The 21,244-nt window shown below is 72.2% G+C and carries 18 protein-coding genes and 2 pseudogenes; 9 read left to right on the top strand and 11 right to left on the bottom strand.

All coding sequences use genetic code 11. From position 1 onward, the window contains the following. The first annotated feature begins 9 nt into the window (after nt 1-9). Nucleotides 10-201, top strand: coding sequence for a hypothetical protein (locus ACFYW7_RS19845; protein ID WP_389503971.1), 192 nt, complete (start codon nt 10-12; stop codon nt 199-201). 26 nt (nt 202-227) lie between these two features. Here the strand turns inward: ACFYW7_RS19845 and ACFYW7_RS19840 are convergent, their stop codons facing one another. The 3 genes from ACFYW7_RS19840 to ACFYW7_RS19830 all read right to left on the bottom strand — a co-directional run bounded on the left by ACFYW7_RS19840 (nt 228) and on the right by ACFYW7_RS19830 (nt 3,345). After that, on the bottom strand, nt 228-821 hold the full coding sequence (locus ACFYW7_RS19840; RefSeq protein ID WP_389504635.1) for a TetR/AcrR family transcriptional regulator: 594 nt from the start codon (nt 819-821) through the stop codon (nt 228-230). A gap of 104 nt (nt 822-925) precedes the next feature. Beyond that, complete coding sequence (locus ACFYW7_RS19835; protein WP_389503969.1) at nt 926-2,587, bottom strand: class I adenylate-forming enzyme family protein; 1,662 nt, start codon at nt 2,585-2,587, stop codon at nt 926-928. Next, nucleotides 2,584-3,345, bottom strand: coding sequence for an SDR family oxidoreductase (locus ACFYW7_RS19830; protein WP_389503967.1), 762 nt, complete (start codon nt 3,343-3,345; stop codon nt 2,584-2,586). Before ACFYW7_RS19830 ends, ACFYW7_RS19835 begins: the two co-directional genes overlap by 4 nt. Nucleotides 3,346-3,621: 276 nt before the next feature. Here ACFYW7_RS19830 and ACFYW7_RS19825 point away from each other — a divergent pair, with 276 nt between their 5' ends. Continuing rightward, complete coding sequence (locus ACFYW7_RS19825; RefSeq protein WP_389503965.1) at nt 3,622-4,869, top strand: exo-beta-N-acetylmuramidase NamZ domain-containing protein; 1,248 nt, start codon at nt 3,622-3,624, stop codon at nt 4,867-4,869. Between the two features lie 34 nt (nt 4,870-4,903). Here the strand turns inward: ACFYW7_RS19825 and ACFYW7_RS19820 are convergent. Beyond that, nucleotides 4,904-5,533 (bottom strand): annotated as a pseudogene (locus tag ACFYW7_RS19820) (RNA-guided endonuclease InsQ/TnpB family protein); the annotation flags it as partial. 348 nt (nt 5,534-5,881) lie between these two features. On the opposite strand from ACFYW7_RS19820, the gene ACFYW7_RS19815 reads away from it, so the two are divergent. Next, the gene (locus ACFYW7_RS19815; protein WP_389503963.1) at nt 5,882-7,222 is read left to right on the top strand and encodes a serine-threonine protein kinase; all 1,341 of its coding nucleotides are present in this window, start codon (nt 5,882-5,884) and stop codon (nt 7,220-7,222) included. 73 nt (nt 7,223-7,295) lie between these two features. Here ACFYW7_RS19815 and ACFYW7_RS19810 read toward each other — a convergent pair whose 3' ends face one another. Continuing rightward, on the bottom strand, nt 7,296-10,088 hold the full coding sequence (locus ACFYW7_RS19810; RefSeq protein ID WP_389503961.1) for a penicillin acylase family protein: 2,793 nt from the start codon (nt 10,086-10,088) through the stop codon (nt 7,296-7,298). A gap of 325 nt (nt 10,089-10,413) precedes the next feature. On the opposite strand from ACFYW7_RS19810, the gene ACFYW7_RS19805 reads away from it, so the two are divergent. Further along, nucleotides 10,414-11,016, top strand: coding sequence for a hypothetical protein (locus tag ACFYW7_RS19805; RefSeq protein WP_389503959.1), 603 nt, complete (start codon nt 10,414-10,416; stop codon nt 11,014-11,016). A gap of 448 nt (nt 11,017-11,464) precedes the next feature. Continuing rightward, a complete protein-coding gene (locus tag ACFYW7_RS19800; RefSeq protein ID WP_389503957.1) occupies nt 11,465-12,571 on the top strand; it encodes an RNA ligase (ATP) in 1,107 nt (368 codons plus the stop codon). Nucleotides 12,572-12,599: 28 nt separating this feature from the next. On the opposite strand, the gene soxR is transcribed toward ACFYW7_RS19800, so the two are convergent. Beyond that, on the bottom strand, nt 12,600-13,154 hold the full coding sequence (gene soxR, locus ACFYW7_RS19795; RefSeq protein ID WP_389503955.1) for a redox-sensitive transcriptional activator SoxR: 555 nt from the start codon (nt 13,152-13,154) through the stop codon (nt 12,600-12,602). 119 nt (nt 13,155-13,273) lie between these two features. On the opposite strand from soxR, the gene ACFYW7_RS19790 reads away from it, so the two are divergent. Then, nucleotides 13,274-13,735, top strand: a complete 462-nt coding sequence (locus ACFYW7_RS19790; RefSeq protein WP_389503953.1) for a MaoC family dehydratase — start codon at nt 13,274-13,276, stop codon at nt 13,733-13,735. Nucleotides 13,736-13,810: 75 nt separating this feature from the next. Here ACFYW7_RS19790 and ACFYW7_RS19785 read toward each other — a convergent pair whose 3' ends face one another. The 3 genes from ACFYW7_RS19785 to ACFYW7_RS19775 all read right to left on the bottom strand — a co-directional run bounded on the left by ACFYW7_RS19785 (nt 13,811) and on the right by ACFYW7_RS19775 (nt 16,003). Next, nucleotides 13,811-14,437 (bottom strand): TetR/AcrR family transcriptional regulator, encoded by a 627-nt coding sequence (locus tag ACFYW7_RS19785; RefSeq protein WP_389503951.1) that lies wholly within the window; start codon nt 14,435-14,437, stop codon nt 13,811-13,813. Nucleotides 14,438-14,531: 94 nt separating this feature from the next. Beyond that, nucleotides 14,532-14,786 carry a YiaA/YiaB family inner membrane protein gene (locus ACFYW7_RS19780; RefSeq protein ID WP_389503949.1) on the bottom strand — a complete coding sequence of 85 codons (255 nt, stop codon included), beginning with the start codon at nt 14,784-14,786 and terminating at the stop codon, nt 14,532-14,534. 65 nt (nt 14,787-14,851) lie between these two features. Further along, nucleotides 14,852-16,003 (bottom strand): acyl-CoA dehydrogenase family protein, encoded by a 1,152-nt coding sequence (locus ACFYW7_RS19775; protein ID WP_389503947.1) that lies wholly within the window; start codon nt 16,001-16,003, stop codon nt 14,852-14,854. Nucleotides 16,004-16,109: 106 nt separating this feature from the next. Here ACFYW7_RS19775 and ACFYW7_RS19770 point away from each other — a divergent pair, with 106 nt between their 5' ends. The 3 genes and pseudogenes from ACFYW7_RS19770 (at nt 16,110) to ACFYW7_RS19760 (ending at nt 18,545) form a co-directional block, all read left to right on the top strand. Next, nucleotides 16,110-16,751 carry a TetR/AcrR family transcriptional regulator gene (locus tag ACFYW7_RS19770; protein WP_389503945.1) on the top strand — a complete coding sequence of 214 codons (642 nt, stop codon included), beginning with the start codon at nt 16,110-16,112 and terminating at the stop codon, nt 16,749-16,751. Nucleotides 16,752-16,809: 58 nt separating this feature from the next. Next, a pseudogene (locus tag ACFYW7_RS19765) lies at nt 16,810-17,322 on the top strand (ArsR/SmtB family transcription factor). Between the two features lie 182 nt (nt 17,323-17,504). Further along, a complete protein-coding gene (locus ACFYW7_RS19760; RefSeq protein ID WP_389503943.1) occupies nt 17,505-18,545 on the top strand; it encodes a DMT family transporter in 1,041 nt (346 codons plus the stop codon). Nucleotides 18,546-18,614: 69 nt separating this feature from the next. Here the strand turns inward: ACFYW7_RS19760 and ACFYW7_RS19755 are convergent, their stop codons facing one another. Then, nucleotides 18,615-19,697: a Zn-dependent alcohol dehydrogenase gene (locus ACFYW7_RS19755; RefSeq protein WP_389503941.1), complete on the bottom strand. Its 1,083-nt coding sequence runs from the start codon at nt 19,695-19,697 to the stop codon at nt 18,615-18,617. A gap of 10 nt (nt 19,698-19,707) precedes the next feature. After that, complete coding sequence (locus tag ACFYW7_RS19750; RefSeq protein ID WP_389503939.1) at nt 19,708-21,096, bottom strand: aldehyde dehydrogenase family protein; 1,389 nt, start codon at nt 21,094-21,096, stop codon at nt 19,708-19,710. Nucleotides 21,097-21,244 lie beyond the last annotated feature (148 nt).

Below are 21,244 nucleotides of genomic sequence, written 5' to 3'. Positions count from 1 at the left end.
AGCGCTCACGTGGTGGAGCCCGACCGGGACGGACCCCTCCTCACCCAACGCGCCGCCATCGTGTTCCTGCTGGCCGCGCTCGTCGGCGTCGGCGCCACCGTGCTGACGGCGCTCGCCGGCAACGGGTGGCCCGTCGCGCTGAGCGCCGGCTGCGGTGCGGCGGCCTCGGCGGTCCTGTTCTTCAAGACCATCATCGGCTAGTGCACCCGGGACGGCGGGTGTCCCCCCTACGGCCGCAGTGCTCGCAGCAGCAGGTCCGCCAGGTGGTCGGCGACCTGCTGGGGGGCCAGCGGACCGTCGGGGCGGTACCACGTCGACAGGTGGTGGACCGAGCCGAAGTGGTAGTCGACGACCAGGTCGGCGGGGGTGGCCGTGGAGAACACGCCGTTCTTCTGCCCCTCCTCGACCAGGGCGCGGAAGCGCTCGTGGTAGCGGCGCCGCTCGGAGCGCACCTGCTTGAGCTTCTCGGGGCCGAGGTGGTGCATCGACCGGAAGAAGATCGAGGCGTCGTCGAGGTTGTCGATGGTCGTGACGACCACGTCGGCCGCGGCGCCGCGCAGCCGCTCCTGGACCGGCGCGTCCGCGTCCGCGAACGCGTCGAGCCGCTCCTGCTGGAGACGCAGCACGCGCGCGTAGATCTCGTGCAGCAGATCGTCCTTGGAGCCGAAGTAGTGGTAGAGCGCCCCCTTGGTGACACCCGCCGCCTCGACGATCTCCTGCACCGAGGTGCGGTCGTAGCCCTGCTCGGCGAAGAGCCGGGTGGCGGCGGCCAGCAGCCGCTGCGGGACGGGCGTGCCGTCACCGTCCGTCGTCCTGGGCACTGCCGCCACCTGCCTTCCTTGCGTTGCACATCGATCACTGTCGTCCACGGGGAGTCCCCGGGGTTCCCGGAATCACCGGGCCCCGGGAACCGTCGGGCCCGGGACTACCGGGAGTCCTCTGTCCGGGAACGCAGTTCCCGACGGAGGATCTTCCCACTCGCCGTCTTCGGCAGTTCGGGCAGGATCTCCACCCGCCGCGGATACTTGTAGGCGGCCAGTCTCTCCTTGCAGTACGCGGCCAGCGCGTCGGGGTCCTCGGAAGCACCCGGACGCAGGCTGATGTACGCCTTGACGGTCTCGCCCCGGTAGCCGTCGGGGATCCCGACGACCGCCGCCTCGCGGACCGCCGGGTGGGTGTACAGGACGTCCTCGACCTCACGCGGCCACACCTTGAAGCCGGACGCGTTGATCATGTCCTTCTTGCGGTCGACCACGTAGAGCCAGCCGTCGGCGTCCATGAAGCCGATGTCGCCGGTGCGCAGTTCGCCGTCCGGGAAGGTCTCGGCGGTGGCCTCGGGGCGGCGCCAGTAGCCGGGGACCACCTGCGGACCGCTGACGAGGATCTCGCCCTGCTCGCCGAAGGGGACCTCCTCGCCCGCGTCGTCGACGATCCGGACGACCGAGTCCGGGCCCGGCACGCCCACGGCCAGGGTCCCGGAGGCCGGGTCGACCGGCGCCTCCAGGCCCGGCGGCACGGAGGCGCACGGCGCGGTGCACTCCGTGAGCCCGTAGCCGTTGCGGATGTACGGGCCCAGCGCGGCCCGGAACTTCTCCACGAGGGCGGGCGGCAGCGGGGCGCCGCCCGAGGAGATGTTCAGGAAGGAGGAGAAGTGGTCCCGGGTGACGGCCGGGTGGGCGGCCAGCGCCATGAACGCGGTCGAGGGGCCCACGGTGTAGAGCGGCCGGTGCTCGGCGAACGCGTCGAGCAGGACCCCCGCCTCGAAGCGGTACGTGAGGACCAGCGTGCCGGCGCTGTCGAGGCAGGCGGCGAGCTGGCAGACCATGCCGGTGATGTGGAACAGCGGCGCCATCGCGAAGTACACGGGCGCGTCGGGCAGCGCGAGGCCGGTCCGCTGCCGCTCGGCGTTGTACATGATGTTGCCGTGCGTGTTGGTGGCCCCCTTGGGGGTGCCGCTGGTGCCCGAGGTGTAGCTGATCAGCGCGGTGTCGGACGGCCCGAGCGCGCGGTCGCCGGGCGCCTTGTTCCCCTGCCGGGCGACGGCGAGGAGGTCGTCCGCCGCCGCGTCCACGGGCAGCCGCTCGAAGGCCAGCACGCGCGGGTCGTCGCGGGTCTGGAGGTCGAGTTCACAGGCCGTCAGGACGATCCGTACGGGCGAGTCGGCGGCGGTCTCGCGCAGGTACGCGTCCCAGGCGCGGTCGGAGCAGACGAGCGCGCTCACCTCCGCGTCGTGCAGGACGTGCCGGACCTCGCCGGACTTGTACATCGGGTTGACCGGCACGACCGTCGCGCCGGCCTTCCAGGCGCCGAGCAGGGCGAGCACGAAATGCGGGGAGTTCTGGAGCATGATCGCGACCCGGTCGCCGTGGCGCAGGCCGCGGGCGACGAGGTGCCCGGCGACGGAGTCGCTCAGCTCGTCGATCTCGCGGTAGCTCAGGCGTCCGTCGAAGTAGGCGAGCGCGGCGCGGTCCGGGGTCCGCGCGACGACGTCCGCGAGGGCGTGCACCAGGGTGTCGGCGGGGTGCACCGGAGCGCGCTGGGCCTCGTTGAGCAGGGCCACCCAGGGCCGGTCGGCGTAGCGGGTCACTCGGTGGTCTCCCACTTCTGCTGGAGGTGGTTCATGTTCGTCATCCAGTGGTCCGGGTCGGCGGCCCGCGCCTGGTAGTACGCGGCGACCTCGGGGTGCGGCAGGATCAGGAAGCGGTCCTCCTCGATGCCCTTCATGAGCGCGTCGGCGACGGCCCCGGGCTCGATGGCGGTCGGCTGGAGGACCAGGTCGCCCGCGCTGCCGGTGGCGTCGAGCATGTCGGTGCGCACGCCCTGCGGGCAGATCGCGTGGACCTTGAGACCGCGGTGGCGGTACGTCAGCGACAGCCACTCGGCGAACGCGTAGGCGCCGTGCTTGGTGACGCTGTAGGGCGCGGCTCCGATCATGGTGAGCAGCCCGGCGGCCGAGACGGTGGAGACGAACCGGCCGCTGCCGCGCTCCAGCCAGTCGGGCAGCAGTTCCTGGGCCGCGCGGACGTGTGCCATCACGTTGACGTCCCAGGCGAGGGCCCAGACCGGCTCGCCGGCCGCTTCGGAACCGCCCGAGCCGACCCCGGCGTTCGCGCAGTAGACGTCGACCGTGCCGCCGAGGGCGTCACGGGCCTCGGCCACGATCAGGGAGGCGTCCCCCGGGACCGCGATGCCGCCGATCTCCTCGGCCACGGCCTTCGCCTTGTCCGCGTCGAGGTCGTTGACCACGACCCGCGCTCCCTGGTCGGCGAATCTGCGGGCCAGCGCGGCCCCGATGCCACCTCCCGCTCCGGTGACGACCACTCCCGCACCCTGCACGGCTTCCACCTGGGTCTCCTTCGACGTGATGCGACACGGCTCTGCTGCGGCATCAGACTAACCAGTCGGTATGTGACAAGGGAAGGGTTCCCGGTGTGCCGCGGGAGCCGCGAACGCCGCTCGTCGAGCCGCGACAGGCCGGTGGGACCCGAGCCTCACGAAGTTCTCCCGGGCGTCCCTAAGTCCTGTCGCCACATCCCCGTCGTCGCCCGCGGGGCAGGCGGGGATGCGACGACAGGGCCTAGCGTTCCGGTGTCAACACTTCCGCGACCACGGAGGTCACACATGCGCATGTCCCGACGGTCCCTGCTCGTCGCCGGTTCGGCCGCGGCGGCCCTGACTCCCCTGCCGGCCGGGGCGGTGGTACCGGCCGCCGGCACCGGCCACCGGCTCCGCACCGGCTTCGAGCGGCTCGCCGAGTCCGGCTACGCCCGGCTCGGGGGCAGGCGGGTCGGCATGGTCACCAATCCCACCGGCGTCACCCGCGACGTCCGTCACGTCGTCGACGTCATGCACGCCGACGACCGGGTGGACCTCGTCGCCGTCTTCGGTCCCGAGCACGGCTTCCGGGGTACCGCGCAGGCGGGCGGATCCGAGGGCCGCTACGACGACCCGGTGACCGGACTCCCGGTCTACGACACGTACCTGAAGAGCGGTCAGGCGCTCGCCGACATCTTCACCGCCTCCGGCGTGGACACCGTCGTCTTCGACATCCAGGACGTGGGAGCGCGCTTCTACACGTACATCTGGACGCTGTACGACTGCATGGAGGCGGCCCGGCTCGCCGGCAAGAGGTTCGTGGTGCTCGACCGGCCGAACCCGGTCACCGGCCGGGCGGCCCAGGGGCCGGTCCTGCACAAGGAGTTCGCGACGTTCGTCGGGCGTCAGCCGATCGCTCAGGCGCACGGGATGACGGTCGCGGAGCTGGCCCGGCTCTTCAACGGGGAGTTCCTGGCGGCGCCCGTGGAACTGGACACCGTACTCATGTCGGGCTACCGGCGCGGGGAGTTCTACGACGCGTGGGGGCTGCCCTGGGTGCCGCCGAGCCCCAACATGCCCACGGCGGAAACCGCGTTGGTGTATTCCGGGACCTGTCTCTTCGAGGGGACGAACCTGTCGGAGGGACGCGGCACGACGCGGCCGTTCGAACTGCTCGGCGCGGAGGGCCTCGACGGGAGGTGGGCCGGGGCGGTCGGTGAACTGGGCCTTCCCGGTGTGCACTTCAGAGAGGCCTATTTCGCTCCCACCTTCTCCAAGTTCCAGGGAAAGACCATCGGGGGCGTCCAGATCCATGTCCACGACCGGGCGGCGTACGAACCCGTCCGCACCGGGATCGCCTTGCTGGTGACCGCGCGGAAGGTCTGGAGCGGTTTCGCCTGGCGTCCGGACAACTGGATCGACAAGCTGACGGGCTCGACCCTGGTGCGCACGATGATCGACGCGGGCGCGAGCACCGACGAGGTCGTGGCGGCCTGGCAGGACGAACTCGGGGCGTTCCGGCGGGTGCGCAAGGCGTACCTCCTCTACAATTGAAACCTCCTCTCTCTGAAGGGAGAGGATTCCTGACTCAGGCCGCCTCCTGGAGCAGCGCTCCAGGAGGTCTTGCGCCTTCGACGCCAGCCGGGTCGAGACCAGCCCGGAGCAGCATCACACGTGCGGAGTTCTTGTCCCTGGGGGACACGGCTCTGCACGCGGTGCAGGTGTAGGTGCGTTGCGACAACGGCAGTGCGTGCTTGGTTCTCGCTCCGCACTGTCCGCAGTCCATGGTGGTGTGCGCGGGGTGCACGAGGCGGACGTCCCGCCCGTGCTTGCGGCCCATCTCCAACAGAGCTTTCTTGGTGGCGCCGATGGCGGCGTCGGCGGCCTTGCGGGCCATGGTGGTCCGGCTGAGGAACCTCGGCCGGAAGTCCTCCACCGCGATGACGTCGTGGTCGTGCACGACCTTCTTCGCCCATTTGCGGCCGGTGTCCTGCCGCTGCCGGGCGACCTTCTTGTGCGCCTTGGCGCGCAGATGCTTCGCCTCGCGGTAGCCCCTCGACGCAGCCTGCCCCTTCTCGGGCCTGCGGCGGGCCGTCATCCGGTCGTAGCGGGTCAGCTTCGCCTTAGCCTTCCTGCCGCGTTCAGAGTGAGGGAGATCGTGGGCGTCCGACGTGGTGGTGGCGGTCTCCTTCACACCCCAGTCGATCCCGATCACCCGGCTTCCACCACCAGACCGTACGTACGGCACGCGCACACCCGTGCCCTCCTCACGACACAGCCACCACAACCAGCGAACGCAGGCACACATGTTCGCCTTCCCTCCGCGGCGGCCCCGCGGGCGCACCGCACCCCAGGAGACTGCACACGGTGATGCTCCACACTGCCGTCACGGATGCGATTCCTCCCCGGTGTGAACGCCGGGGCATCCTCGCAAGAGTCAGTGATCGCGGATCTCCCCCGGCCCGGGGCCGGACGCGTGACGGATGAGTCGAGACCTATGGCCAACTCCCCCCGACGGGTGGACGATGCGCCCATATCGCGCCACCCGCGGGGTCAGGGGCCAGCCATGACGGAACCGGCAATGAGTGTTTCTCCCTACTGGGAGCTGACGTTCGACGCGGACGGGGACGCGGACGGCCGCGAGCGGGACCGCTGGATCGAGCAGGTGCCGCGGCGCGGGGTCCGTGACCTCATCGTCTTCGCGCACGGCTGGAACAACGACCGCTCGGGGGCCACCCTTCTCTGCAGCCGCTTCTTCGAACCCGTCCCGGACCTCGCGCCGACCGCGCGCCTCGGCTACGTGGGGGTGATGTGGCCCTCGATGCGGTTCTCGGACGAGCCGATCCCCGACTTCCCCCGGTCCGCGGCCACCGTCGATGCCGCGACCGGCGAGCGGCCGGTCCTCGGCAAGAACACCCGGCACGCGCTGCTGGAGGTGTTCCCCGGCCGCGCCACCGTGGTCGAGCAGCTCGCCCGGCTGCTCGACCAACAGCCGGACGAGGGAGTCTCGCTGGAGGAGTTCGGCCGTCTCGTACGGCTGCTCGTCGAGATCCGGCCGCAGGGTCCGCAGAACTCCTTCACGGCGGACACGCTGGCGGAGGGCGTGCCGGAGGGCGATCCCGAGATGCTCTTCGGGGACACCGCGACGGTGTGCGGCGAGTTCGCGCGGGAACTCGCCGGGGCCCGGGCGGGGGACTCGGGGGTGCCCGGGGCCGCCGCGTTCGCGCCGGTCCGGCTGTGGGACGGGGCGCACGAACTGCTGCGCCAGGCCACGTACTACGCGATGAAGCGGCGGGCGGGGACCGTCGGCGAGCGGGGGCTCGGGCGGGCGATCGGTCTGCTCGCGGCGGCCGCGCCGGACGTGCGCGTGCATCTGGTCGGGCACAGCTTCGGCGGCCGGCTGGTCTCCTTCGCGCTGCGCGGGCTGCCTCCCGGGGTGCGCACGGTGAAGTCGGTGACACTCCTCCAAGGCGCCTTCTCGCACTACGCGTTCGCCGCGCGGCTGCCGCACGACACGCGGTCGAGCGGGGTTCTGGACGGGCAGTACCACCGGATCGACGGGCCACTCGTGTGCTGCTACTCCCGCTTCGACTCGGCGCTCGGCACGGTCTATCCGCTGGCCTCGCGGATGGCGGGCGACTCCCGGGCCGTCGCGGCGGACTTCGGCCTCGGCCGGGCACTGGGAGCGAAGTGGGGCGCGATGGGGCACGACGGGGTGCAGGCCGTGCCGGGGACCCGGTCGCTCACGCTCGCGGAGGCGGTGCGCACCCGGCTGCCGGTCTCGGGGTGCGTGAACGTCGACGCCGCCTCGGTGGTGCGCCGGGGCGGGGCCCCCTCGGGCGCGCACAGCGACATCTGCCACCGTGAACTGGCCCAGGTGGTGCTGGCGGCGGGCCGCGTCCGCTGACCCGCCGCCGCTCCGGTACCGGCCGCCGTACCCAGGGCGTTTCGGAACCCGCCCTACCGGCGCCGGTCCGCGCTCACCGGTGCGAGGTGTACTCGACGACCTGCTGGTAGGTCGGCCGGTTCTGCCAGGTGATCTTGCCGTGCTTGATGCCGCCGAGCGTCCGCTGGACGATCGAGTCCGCGCACCACTGGTCGCCCGCCGAGCACTGGTCGTCGCCGGGGTAGACGGTGGAGGCGGTCTTGCCCGCCGCCTCCTTCAGGGTGCTGATCAGGAGGTCCCGGCAGGCTGTCAGGCTGCCGGCTCCGCAGTACGTGCTCGGCAGGCCGCCCCGCACGGGCTCTCCGAGCACGGCCCGGATGTCCTTGTCGACATAGCTCCACCAGCCGTACTGGAAGGAGCTTCCGGCGTGCGAACCGGTCGGTCCGTGCCCGGCAGACGGCGCCTCGTCGACGGGGAGGTTGTTGCCGAACGCGGTGTACAGGTCGTCGCCGAGCCCGGGCTGGAACTCGGCCTTCACCAGCAGCGGCCACCAGGCGTCCAGGATGCGGATCGCGTCGGCGTCGGCGTAGGTGTGCGAACCGGCCGAGGTCTCCTTGCGCTTGGCGCCCGCCGCTACCCACGCGGACAGTCTGCCCACCGCCGCCGCGGCCGTGGAGTCCGTGACCGGGGAACTGCCCACGACCTTCAGCAGAGCGGGGAGCACGTCCTCGGCCCGCAGGTCGGCGAGCGCCGCGTCGGCCATCGCCTTGACCAGCGCGGACCTGGTCACCCCGCCCGCCTCGACGAGCTTCGCGACCCGGTCCTCCAGCAGGTCACCGCGGTGCACCGAGCCGTTGCCCCAGGAGGCCGTCGTGTAGTCCTTCGCCTGTTTGTTGTTCCAGGAGATGTAGTAGTCCTGGTCCACGGAGTTGGGGTGCGCGGACGCCGGGGTGTAGGAGGCGGTGTTCGTGGCCGGGTCCCAGTTCTGCCATTCGTACCCGGCCCGGGCCCACACGGGGAACTCGGCGTCGACCCCGGTCGCGCGCACCGGGTTGTCGCCGCTGTTGTAGTACGCGGTGTGCGCCGAGTCGGCGTAGAACCAGTTGAAGGTGTAGTTGATGTGCTGCGCCGCGCTCTGGAAGGTCGCCGCGCTCTTCACGTAGTCCGGGTCGTTGAGCATCTGGAAGCCGATGATCGAGTCGGCCTCGTGCAGGTAGGAGGAGCGCAGGGTCGTGTACGCGACCTTCTTGCCTCCCACGGTCGCCCGGTACGCCACGGGACCGTACTTGGTCCGGTAGACCTGCATCCGGTACGAGCCGGCCGCGGTGCCGTCGGCGACGGTCGGCTTCCAGGAGTTGGTCCGCTCGACCTTGTCCATCGCCGTGCAGGTGCCGTGGTAGAGGTAGTGGTAGTCGTCCTGGCACAGCTCGACGGCGTACGTGTCGATGATGTCCTGGCCGGAGGTCGTCGCGCTCCAGGAGTAGTCCTGGCCGCGGCCGAGTTCGACGTACATGCTCAGACCCGCGAAGGAGGCGCCGCGGGCGCTGAGACCCGGGCCCTGGATCTCCTGGAGCATGAGCAGCTGTGGCGCGAAATAGCCGGTCTGCGGGCCGAAGACGGCGATCGGGTGGCCGCTGGCGGTGTGGGCGCCGCTGACCACGAGGGCGTTGGACATCCCGCGCCTGGCCGAGGTGAGCGCCGTCCTGGCCGCGGTGGCCGAGGCGCCGGTGGCGCTCGCGGTCGCCGCGCTGCCCGTGCGGTCGTAGACCAGCTGCTCCTGGGTCACCGAGCCTGCGTCGGGGAGGGCCTCGCCCTGCGGGCTGTCCGGCTTGCCGGCGTACGGGAAGCTCTGGCCGTCGTGGACGGTGAGCGCCGCTTCCGGGTCGTTGCGTTCGCGGAAGGACTCCCAGACCTCGGTGCCCTCGGTCACGCCGTACTTGGACTGGGCGGCGAGCAGCGAGAGGGCGTTGTTGACCTCGCCGCCGCCTCCGGAGCCGAACAGGGAGCCGATGACGGAGGCCAGCGCGACCAGGTCGGTGAGCTTGAAGCGGTCGATGGTGCCGGCGTTGGTGATGGAGTCCTTGTGGCCGGTCAGGACGTACTCGCCGGGGAAGTAGCGGCCGCTGTCGGAGGCGTCGATGTAGGAGTTGATGCCGTCGACGTAGGCGTTCGCGTCGGCGAGCGCCTGGGTGCCGCGGGTTCCGGCCTTGGCGGTCGCGCTGTCTATCTGGGCCTGGAGGTCGGCCTCGGTGTAGGGCGCGTTGCGCCAGAACTCCTGCTCGAGGCCCTGGTTGGAGGCGGCGCCCCCGGCGAAGCCGGTCAGCTGGCCGCGCCCGACGTGCCGGAAGACGTCCATCAGCCACAGCCGGTCCTGGGCGGCGGCGAATCCGGCGCCGAACTCGGTGCCGTAGCGGGTGGTGCCGGTGATGTGCGGGACGCCCGTCTTCTTGTCGCGGACGATCGTCACGTCGGTGCGTCCGCCGGGCTTGGTGGTCGAGGCGACCTGGTCGGAGGCGACGCCGAAGGAGGCGTCGTTGAAGAAGTCGTTGATCTTGGCGTCGGTGAGCGTGGAGGAGCCGGAGGCCAGGTTCCCGTAGGGCGCGAGCTGGTCCTCGGCGTGGCTGGGCTGGGTACCGAACGCCTGGTTGAGCAGGATCTGGGCGAGGGTCGCGTTGCCGTTCTCACCGGGCGGCAGGATGTCCGAGCAGCGTCCGCCGCAGTAGTCGTTCGCCGACACCTCGGCCGAGGTGTCGGCGGCCGCCGCCGGGGAAAGCGGCGACAAAAGGCCGGCAATGAGCACGCATAGGGATGCCGCCTTCAGGAACTTGGGGAAACGGCGGGGAGTTCTCAGTCTGTCCAACGCGGTGCGTGGGGTGCTCGGTGGCATGTCAGCTCCTACCGATGGGGGGTGGGCCGGACGTTACCGCCGGTATCCCCGGGTTGGAAGATGAACATGCGTCAGTTTCCGGGATTCGTCGCGCGAGCGGGAACAGGGGTTCCACCGCGCGAGAGGCGGCGGCCGACAGCCGGTTGACAGCCGGCCGACAGCAACGGGAGGTAGGTCCAAGGGCACTCGGCGAGTGGCTCCGGGCGATCGCCGGAAAATTGGATGGAGCCGAATCGCTTGTCGATACGTCTACTCGACGACGTCCGTACGAGACGGCGCCGAAGTGACCGGAGTACAGGTGCAGGTGTGACGGAGGTGCAGGACGATGGCCGGTTTCCGAAGTCTGGCGAGACAGGTGCGAGATCCGAGGTGTGATCTGGCCCTGCGGCGGTACTCACTGCGCAAGTGCCTGGAGAGGTTCGCCCCTTACGGGCATCGGGCGACCTGGGACCATCTCTCCTCCCGGGCCGGGTTCGGCCCCGAGGACCGGTCCCCCGATCCGGTGCGGCTCGTGGCCGCGCTGGAGGAGTTGGAGGAGGCCCGCTCCGTCTGGCTCGCCTACGAGACCGAGTTCGCGCGGCGCCGCAAGAAGGAGAAGCACGACGGGCTGCGCAGGCCGGGCAGCGTCGACGACTGGCACCGGCTGACCTGGGGCGGGTTCGGGGTCGCCTGGTGCGACGACCCCCGCGTCCACCCCCATGAACCCCTGGCCGAGGTACTGCGCCGGCTGATCGCCGCGCTGGAGCGCGACCCGGGCGCGGCCTGCCCGGTGTGCTCCCGCGAGCGCCTCGTCTGGATGTACGACCTGGCCCACGAACCCTCGTCGGGTCCCGTCTGCACGGGCTGCGGAATCGTGGTGCCGCGGCCCGTCCTGACCCCGGAAGCCCTGGCGGGGGCCAGGCGCGTCCGGCTGCTCGTGTCCGCGTAAACGCTCCGCCGGGCCGGACGGCCGGAAACCCGCCGGGCTGAACGACACCGTGCGGCACCTCGCGCGGGACGCCGGCCGCGGAGGGTCCGTGGCCGGGCAGGCGATACCGGGCGCCATGGCGGTCCCGGGTGCCCGGCCCCGACGGGGGCGGGGTGCGGGGCCGCCCGAACAGCGTGCGCGGCTCGGCCGACGGCGCCGTCGGCCGATGCCGTCCGGGCGGATGCCCGACGGCCCGATCCGCGGCCTGGCGGTGCCGGCCGCCGTCCCGCCGAACAGCGGTCAGGACGATGTCTGTTCGGGCGCGCACGCCGCCCGGCGTCCTCGGCGGCCACCCCCGGGGACGGAGGGAGCCGCCGAGAGTAGCAGCCGTAAAACCGTTGGCTCCAGCCGTTTCCCCCACGGAGAGTCGGAGGCGATGAAACACGGCTGAGCCATCCCTGGAGTCCCCATGTCGACGCTGCGCGTGACCGCCGAAGTGCTGACCGTCCACGAACATCCGAACGCCGACGCGCTCGAACTGGCCCAGGTGGGCCTGTACCGGGCCGTGGTCGCCAAAGGCGCCTACCGCACCGGCGAGGCGGCCCTCTACATCCCCGAACAGTCCGTGCTGCCGGACGGTCTGATCGAGGAACTGGGGCTGACCGGGCGTCTCGCGGGCAGTGCGGCGAACCGGGTCCGGGCGGTACGGCTGCGCGGCGAGCTGTCGCAGGGCATCGTCTGCCGCCCAGAGGCGCTGGCGGACGTGGACCTGGCACGGGCCGCCGGGGACGGCACGGACTTCGCGGAGACCCTCGGCATCGTGAAATGGGTACCGCCGGTCCCGCCCACCATGAACGGCGACATCGAGGCGGCGCCCGAACTGCTCCCCTGGACCGACATCGAGAACATCCAGCGGTACCCGGACATCTTCACCGCGGGCGAGCCCGTCGTCGTGACGGAGAAGCTGCACGGTTCGGCCTGCCTGCTCACCTACCTCGCCGACGAGGACCGCGTGCACGTCTCCTCGAAGGGCTTCGGCGCCAAGTCCCTCGCCCTGAAGGAGGACCCGCGCAACCTGTACTGGCGCGCCGTGCGCGGTCACGGCGTGGCCGAGGCCGCCGCCCGGCTCGCCGGGCACCTCGGCGCGCGCCGCGTCGGCGTCTTCGGCGAGGTGTACGGGGCGGGCGTGCAGGACCTGTCGTACGGAGCCGACGGGCGCCGCGAGACGATCGGCTACGCCGTGTTCGACGTGTCCGCGGAGATCGACGGCGAGGTCCGCTGGCTGGACGCGCGGGAGTTGCTCACGGGCGAACTCCCGCTGGTGCCACGGCTGTACGAGGGTCCGTACGACGTCGAGCGCGTCCTGGAGCTCGCCTCCGGCCGGGAGACGGTGTCCGGCCGGGAACTGCACCTGCGCGAGGGCGTCGTGATCCGCCCCGGAGCTCCCCGATCCGCCGGGCCGCGAGGGCCGTTCGTGGCCGCCGAGCGGTACAGCCCGGTGACCGGCGGTCGCGCCATCGCGAAGGCGGTCAGCCCGGCGTACCTGACCCGCAAGGGCGGCACCGAGTACGAGTAGACGGGGGAGGTGGGCGGCGGGGCGCGCGTCAGCGGCAGTCGCCCACCGTCTCCTGGGGTTGCCCGGGTTCGCATCCCCGCACCGGCCCGCGCTGCCGCTCCCTCGGTGTCGGCGCCGTCTGCGCGCCGGGCCGTTCCACCATGAGCCGGGAGCCGGTGCCGCGCTCCCCGAACACGTCGTCGGGGTTGGAGAGCACGCAGTTCTCCAGGGAGAGGCAGCCGCACCCGATGCAGTCCGTGAGGTGGTCGCGCAGTCGTCCGAGCTGTTTGATGCGTTCGTCGAGTTCGGAGCGCCAGGCCTCCGAGAGCCGGGCCCAGTCCTCCCGCGTCGGGGTGCGTTCCTCGGGGAGTTCGGCGAGGGCCTCGCGGATGGTGGCGAGCGGGATGCCGACGCGCTGGGCGGCCCGGACGAAGGCGACGCGGCGCAGCGCGTCACGGTGGTAGCGGCGCTGGTTGCCCGCGGTGCGGCGGCTGCTGATCAGGCCCTTGGACTCGTAGAAGTGCAGGGCGGACACGGCGGCGCCGCTGCGGGCCGACAGCTGTCCCACAGTCAGTTCGTGGATCTTCTCAGGGATCTGGGGCACCCCTCCAACCTACCCACCGCGCCAGACGTCCGGTCCGTTGACATGAGCCCCGCGCCCGACCATGCTAAGCAGTCGCTTAGGTTATGGGATCGGACTACGAGATGCGGGAGGCCAGGGACATGGCAGAGCCGAGGACGTTCGCGACGGTCGACGAACTGCGGGGCGCCGTGGGCGAGCAGCTGGGGTACACCGACTGGGTCGAGGTCGACCAGAAGCGGATCGACCTCTTCGCCGAGGCGACCGGCGACCACCAGTGGATCCACGTCGACCCCGAGAAGGCCGCGACGGGCCCGTTCGGCACCACGATCGCGCACGGCTATCTCACCCTGTCGCTGCTGCCCCTCTTCGGCCCGCAGCTGATCGGCGTCGAAGGCGTGAAGATGGGCGTCAACTACGGGACGAACAAGGTCCGCTTCCCCTCCCCCGTGCCGGTCGGCTCCCGGCTGCGCGCCACCGCGACGATCACCGCGGTGGACGACGTGACCGGCGGCGTCCAGGTGTCGGTGGCCTTCACCGTGGAGCGCGAGGGCGGCGACAAGCCGGTCTGCGTGGCGGAATCGGTCTCGCGCTACTACCTGTGAGCCCGGCGCCGTGGCCCCGCGCCCCGGCAGCCCCGCATGCGGCACCTGCCCGGACGTCCGCGTCCGGGCAGCGGGTCACCCCTTGTGGCCCACCATCCGCCGGACCAGGTCCGCGTAGAGGGAACCGACCTCGTCCGGGGTGCGGGGGCCGTCGACGTTGAACCAGCGGGCCACGTCGATGCACAGGGACAGCACGGCGAGGGTGGTGCCGGGGACGTCCGGGACCTCGAAGTCGCCCGCCACGACGCCGTCCTGGATGATGCTCCGGACCTCCGCGTCGACCTGGCGGCGCAGCCCGATGATCTCCGCGCGCGCGTCGGGCCCGAGGGCCTCCAGCTCGTACTGGACCACGCGCGCGGTGGTGTGCTGGCCCGCGTGCCACCGTACGAAGGACCGCACGGCGTCGGAGAGCCGCTCGGCGGCCGTGCCCTCGCCCTCGGCCGCGGTGCGCACGATGTCCAGCGCCTTGTCGTGGCCGATCCGGCTGATCCGGTGGAGCAGCTCTTCCTTGGTCTTGTAGTGGATGTACAGCGCGGCCGGGCTCATGCCCGCGCGGCCGGCGATGTCCCGGGTCGTCGTCGCGTGGTACCCGCGCTCGGCGAAGGCCTCCACGGCGGCGACGAGCAGCCTCCGTGCCGCGTCCGGGGTCACCTCGGCCCACGGCTGCGTCTCGCCGCCGGGCGTCTCCTGCGCCGTACTCATCGCTGTTCGCCCCTTCTCCACTGACAGGGTGAACACCATACCTCTGAACCTGAGCGAGCGCTTAGCGTCTTCGTCCAGGTCATGGCCGCGCGGGTCAGAGCTTCTCGAAGGGGTCGTACACCCGGCCGCCGGGCCGGCCGCCGTCCTGGCGGTCCCGGATCACCTTGGCCAGCGTGAAGGAGGACGTCACAAGGTAGAGGACGGCGATGGCCAGGAAGCCCCGCACCCAGGCGTCCGCCTGGAGCTTGAAGATGCCGAGGGCCGTGGCGGCCATCGCGACGGAGAAGGACGCCACGGCCTGACCGTAGAAGGCGGCCGTGTTCTGCTGTTTGACCGGTGTCTCGCTCATGGGACAAGGATCGGCGGACGTGGCCGCCGCCACATCCGCCGTCGTACTCAGACACGTACTCAGAGTCAGAAGGCGGAGACGCCCGTCAGCGCTCGCCCTATGACCAGTTTCTGGATCTGGCTGGTGCCTTCGTAGAGGGTCATCACGCGGGCGTCGCGCAGCAGTTTGCCGGCCGGGTACTCGTCGATGTAGCCGTAGCCGCCGAAGACCTGGAGGGCGTTGTTCGCGGCGCGCACGGCGGCCTCGGAGGCGAAGAGCTTGGCCTTCGAGGACTCGGTGGCGAACGGCAGCCCGCGGTCCACGAGATCGGCGACCCGCCAGGTCAGCAGGCGCGCCGCGTCCACGTCCACGGCGATGTCGCTGATCAGCTCCTGGACGAGCTGGTGGTGGGCGATGGTCTTCCCGAACTGCTCCCGCTCGGTCGCGTACGTGACGGCGGCGTCCAGCGCGGCCTGGGCGATGCCGACGCAGCCCGCGGCCACCGACATCCGGCCCTTGGCCAGGGCCGACATGGCCACCGTGAAGCCCTTGCCCTCGGGCGCCAGCATGGCGCTCGCCGGTACGCGCACGTCCTCGAAGGACAGTTCGGCGGTGGCCTGGCCGCGCAGCCCGAGCTTGCCGTGGATGGTGCGGCGGGTCAGGCCGGGGGTGCCGGTCGGCACGAGGAAGGCGGAGACGCCCTTGTGGCCCGGGGCGTCGGTGGAACGGGCGAAGAGCAGCACGACATCGGCCCAGGTGCCGTTCGTGATGAACGTCTTGGTGCCGTTGAGGACGAAGTCGTCACCGTCGCGCACGGCCCGCGTCGCCAGGCTGCCCGCGTCGGAGCCGGTGCCCGGCTCGGTCAGCCCGAAGCAGCCGACGCACTCGCCCGAGGTCAGCCCCGGCAGCCAGCGCCGCTTCTGCTCCTCGTTCCCCCAGGACGCGATCGACTTGGCGACGAGCCCGAGCGAGACCGAGACGATCCCGCGCACGGAGGAGTCGCCGCGCCCCAATTCCTCGGTGACCAGGCAGTACGCGAGATGGTCGCCGCCGCTGCCGCCGTACTCCTCGTCGACGGTGAGGCCGAGGAAGCCGACGCCGCCGAGCTTCTTCACGATGGACCGGTCCACCTCCTCCGCGCGGTCCCAGGCGACGACGTGCGGGGCGATCTCGCGGCGCACGAAGTCCCGGGCGAGCTGCCGGACGGCGGTCTGCTCATCGCTGAGCCCGAGATTCATGCGGAGTCACCCCACGGAGAGCGGTCGTTCACGGTCGGCGGACAGAGAATGCCGTACATTTAAATTAGCACTGCTAGTTTCCTGACGCAGCCCTACTATGTGCGCCATGGCCCGACCGCGCAAGCCCCTCCTCAGCACCGACCGCATCGTCGAGACGGCACGGGCCCTGGTGGACGCCGAGGGCCTGGCGGCCGTCTCGACGCGCCGGCTCGCGGCGGAACTCGGGGTGAGCGGCCCCTCCCTCTACAACCACTTCCGTACCAAGGACCAGATCCTGGAAGCGGTCGCCGACTCGGTGAGCGCGCTGGTCGACCTGTCGATGTTCGAGGACGGCAGGGACTGGCGGACCGCGCTGCACGACTGGGGCGTCTCCTACCGGGCCGCGCTGCGCGACCACCCGAACATCGTCCCGGTCCTCGCCCGCGGACCGGGACGCAGGCCGGCCGGGCTCCGGCTCGCCGACGCCGTCTTCGGGGCCATGGTCGAGGCGGGCTGGCCACCCGCGCAGGCCACCTCGATCGGGGCGCTGATGCGGTACTTCATCATGGGGTCCGCGCTGGGCTCGTTCGCCGGGGGGTTCGTGGACGACGAGAGCGCGTACGACCCCGCCGACTATCCCCATCTGGGACAGGCGCACCTCCTCGCCGAACAGCAGGAGAAGATCGACGAGCGGGCCTTCGAGACGGGGCTGCGCGCACTGCTCGACGGCCTCGCGGTGCAGTACGCGGCGCTGGCCCGGAACGCCTGAGCGGCTCCGGCCCCGACGGCTCGCGATCCTTCGGCGCCCGTCGAAACGTCCGGGGCGCATGCTGGACGGCATGACGAGGCCGAACGATCCGGTCGGGCCGGGGCTCGCCGCGCCGGCCGGGCTGACGGCGGACGGGACCCGGGCGAGTTTCCTGCCGGCGCTGCTCGGCGGGCGGGCGCGGACCACCGGTGAACTGGCGCGGCACGCCGGCGAGCACCTGGGCAAGCTCGTCGCGGGCGGCCTGCTCACCGAGGAGCGACAGGCGCGGCACCGCCACGTACGGCTGGCCGACGCGGGCGCCGCCCAGTTCCTCGAGGACCTCGCCGCCCATGGGGCACCGCGTGCCACCGCGCCCCCGGACGCCGCGGGAGGCCGGCGCGGGCTCGGCGACGGCCAGGGGCCGGACCTGCTACGACCGTCTCGCCGGCCGGCTCGGCATCGCCCTCACCGGCACGCTCTGGACTCCCGGTGGTGCGTGCGCGTCGGCTCCGAGCGGGCGGTCAAGGTGACACCGGACGGCGAGCGGGCCTTCGCGGACCTCCTCGGGGCCGAGGCGGCGGCCCTTCGCTGAGCCACCACCGCCCCGCACCGATCCCCCGGGGCCCGATCATGGGTCCTGGTCCTGGTCCTGGTCCTGGTCCTGGTCCTGGTCCTGGGCCGGGATCCGAGGCCGGGACCAGGTCCCCACCCGTGCCGATCCACGCGTCCGAAATCCGCGAGACCGAGCTCCGCGGCGCACCTAGTCTCAGGAGAATGATGAACACCTCCCGTACCGCACCGCCGGGCCGGCGTGCGCACCTGCTCGCCGCCGGCGCCGCCGCCGTCACCGTCGGGCTGTGGGCCTCCGCCTTCGTCTCGATCCGCAGCGCGGGCGCCGCGTACTCGCCCGGCGCGCTGGCGCTGGGACGGCTGCTCGCGGGAGCCCTCGTCCTCGGTGCCGTCTGCCTGATATGCGGCGAGGGGCTGCCGCCACGCGGCGCCTGGCGCGGGATCGGGCTGTCCGGGGTGCTGTGGTTCGGCTTCTACATGGTGGCCCTGAACTGGGGCGAGCAGCAGGTGGACGCCGGTACCGCGGCGCTGGTGGTGAACATCGGCCCGATCCTGATCGCCCTGCTCGGTTCCCGGCTGCTGGGGGACGCGATGCCGCCGCGCCTGCTGGCGGGCATGGCGGTCTCGTTCGCGGGGGCGGTCGCGGTGGGGCTGTCGATGTCCGGCGGCGGTGGCTCCTCGGTCCTCGGTGTCGTGCTGTGCCTGCTGGCGGCCCTCGCGTACGCCGGCGGGGTCGTGGCGCAGAAGCCGGCGCTGGGGCGCGCGAGCGTGCTCCAGGTGACGACCTTCGGCTGTCTGGTCGGGGCGGTGGTGTGCCTGCCGTTCGCGGGACAGCTCGTGCGCGACGCGGCCGACGCGCCCGTCTCCGCGACCCTCAACATGGTCTACCTGGGCGTCTTCCCGACCGCGCTGGCCTTCACCACCTGGGCGTACGCCCTCGCCCGGACGACCGCGAGCCGCATGGGCGCGACGACGTACGCGGTGCCCGCACTCGTGGTGCTGATGTCCTGGCTCCTCCTCGACGAGGTCCCGGGGCTCCTGACCCTGGCGGGCGGGGCGCTCTGCCTGGCGGGCGTCGCGGTCTCCCGTTCCCGGCCGCGCCGGGAGCTGGCGTCGACGGAGCCGCCGGCGCCGGGTGCCGCCGCCGGACCGGCCGCCACGCCCGCTGCGGCACCCGCCACGGCTCCGGCTCCCGCGGGTGCTCCGACGGCCCCGGAGCCGGGCAACCGGACCGGACAGGCGTGACAGCGGGCCGCCTCGGGGACTCGCGCGTCCTTCCGAGGCGGCCCGAGGCATCAGCCGGAGGCGTGCACCCTAGAACACCACCAGTGCCCGGCCCCCCTTGCCCGCGATCATGTTGTCGAAGGCCGCCGGGATGCCGTCCAGGGCGATGCGGTCGGTGACCAGGCCGCCGAGGTCGAGGCGGCCCGCACGGACGTGTTCCGCGAGGACCGGCAGGTCGCGGGCCGGGTCGGAGTCGCCGTACACGCAGCCCGCGAGGGTCCGGCCCCAGTGGAAGATCTCCAGGGCGTTGAACGTGACCTGCTGGTCCTTCCCGCCGATGCCGACCACCGTGGTGCGGCCGCCGCGCCGGGTCGACTCCCAGGCTGTGCGGATGGTGACGGCGCGGCCGACGCACTCGACGGCGACGTCGACGCCCTGCCCGCCGGTGAGGGCGCGGATCTCGCGGGCGGTGGTGTCGGAGGCGACCACGTAGTCGGTGGCCCCCGCCTCGCGGGCGAGTGACTCCTTCGCGGGCGAGACGTCGACCGCGACGATCTTCGAGGCGCCCGCGATCCGGGCGGCCTGGAGGGCGGCGAGCCCGACCCCGCCGGCCCCGAACACGGCGACGGTCTCGCCGGGCCGGACCTTCGCCGAGTTGTGGACGGCGCCGTATCCGGTGAGGACCGCGCAGCCGAGCAGGGCGGCGTCGGTGAGCGGGATGCCGTCCGGGGCCGGCAGGAGACAGGACACCGGGACCACCGTCTCCTCGGCGAACGCGGCGACGTTCAGACCGGGGTACAGATCGCTCCCGTCCGAGGCGCGCCGGGCGTACACGGTCCCCGCGCCCTTCAGCGCGTCGGCGCACAGCCACACCTCGCCCAGTGAGCAGGCATGGCAACGTCCGCAGGACGGAGCCCAGTTGAGGACGACCCGGGCGCCCGGTACGACCTCGGTGACGCCCTCGCCGACCGCGACGACGGTTCCGGCGCCCTCGTGGCCGAGAACGGCGGGCACCGGCACCCGCATGGTGCCGTTCGACAGGGAGAGGTCGGAGTGGCAGACCCCGGCGGCGGCCAGCCTGACACGGACCTGGCCGGGGCCCGGGTCGGGGAGGTCGATCCCGACGATCTCCAGCGGGGCACCCACGGCGGGCAGGACAGCGGCGCGAACCACGTGAACGCTCCTAGAACTGGAGGGACTTGGTCTGGAGGTACTCGGACAGGCCGTGGGCGCCGAGTTCACGCCCCACACCCGACTGCTTGTACCCCCCGAAGGGGGCCAGGGGGTTGAACCGTCCCCCGTTGATGTCGACCTGGCCGGTGTCGAGCCGCCGCGCGAAGGCGACCGCCTCGGACTCCTCGCCGGCCCACACGGCGCCCGCGAGCCCGTACACGGTGCCGTTGGCGATGCGCAGGGCGTCCTCCTCGTCCTCGTAGCGCAGGATCGTGAGGACCGGGCCGAAGATCTCCTCCTGCGCGACCGTCATCCGCTCGGTCACGTCGGCGAACACGGTGGGGCTGACGAAGTAGCCCTGCTCGCGCGGGGATTCGGGGCCGCCCGCGACGATCCGCGCGCCCTCGGCGACGCCCTTCTCGATGTAACCGCGCACCCGGTCCCGCTGTTTGGCGTTGACGACGGGGCCGATGCGGTCGCCGTACTTCGCCGCCGCGGCGGCGGCCAGCTCGACCGCCTCGTCGTAGCGCGCGGTGTGGACCAGCATGCGGGTCCAGGCGCTGCACGTCTGACCGGAGTTGGACATCACGTTGGCGACGCCGACGTTCACGGCCTTGGCCAGGTCGGCGCTCGGGAGGATGACGTTGGCGGACTTGCCGCCGAGTTCGAGGGCGACCCGCTTGACCGCGGCGCCCGCGGTGGCGCCGATCCGCCTGCCGACCGCCGTCGACCCGGTGAAGGAGACCAGGTCGACGTCCGGGTGCTCGGCGAGGGCCTGGCCCGCGATCGGGCCGAGGCCGGTGACGAGGTTGAAGACCCCCGCCGGGATCCCGGCCTCCGCCACCGCCTCGGCGAAGAGCTGGGCGGTGAGCGGGGTGTCCTCGGCGGGCTTCAGCACCACCGTGCAGCCCGCGGCGAGCGCGGGGGCGACCTTCGCGACGATCTGGTGGAGCGGGTAGTTCCAGGGCGTGATCGCGCCGACGACACCGACGGGCTCCTGGTAGACCGTCGAGTTGCCGACCTTCTCCTCGAAGGCGTACGTCGCGGCCAGCTCGGCGTAGGAACCGGCGACGAGCACCGGGACGCCCGCGTGCACCGCCTGGGAGAACGCGAGCGGCGAGCCGAGTTCGGCGGTGACGGTCTCGGCGATCTCGTCCTTGCGGGCGACCAGGACGTCCCGCAGGGCGGCCAGCCGGGCGGCCCGTTCCGCGGGAGCGGTCGCGGCCCAGCCGGGGAACGCGGCGCGGGCCGCCCGTACGGCGGCCTCGACGTCCTCGACCGTGCCGGCCGGCACCTGGCCGATCACCTGCTCGTCGGCCGGGTTCACGACCTCGATCGTGTCCCGTCCGGCGGCGGGGCGCCAGGCGCCGTCGATGTACATGCCGTCATGTGCCTTCATCGTGTTCCTCCCGGGCGGGGCCGCGTCGTCCGGGACCTAAACTAGCGGTGATAGTTTTGTGGCGCCAGGGGACCCGCCGCACCGGAGGTCCCTGTACCGGCCCGGCTCCGCCGGGCCCCGGGGGGCGGCCGGGCACCTTGGGCTTCCC

It is taken from the genome of Streptomyces sp. NPDC002580 (genome assembly GCF_042889485.1).
Classification (GTDB): domain Bacteria; phylum Actinomycetota; class Actinomycetes; order Streptomycetales; family Streptomycetaceae; genus Streptomyces.
This window is presented reverse-complemented; position numbering and strand designations above follow the sequence as displayed.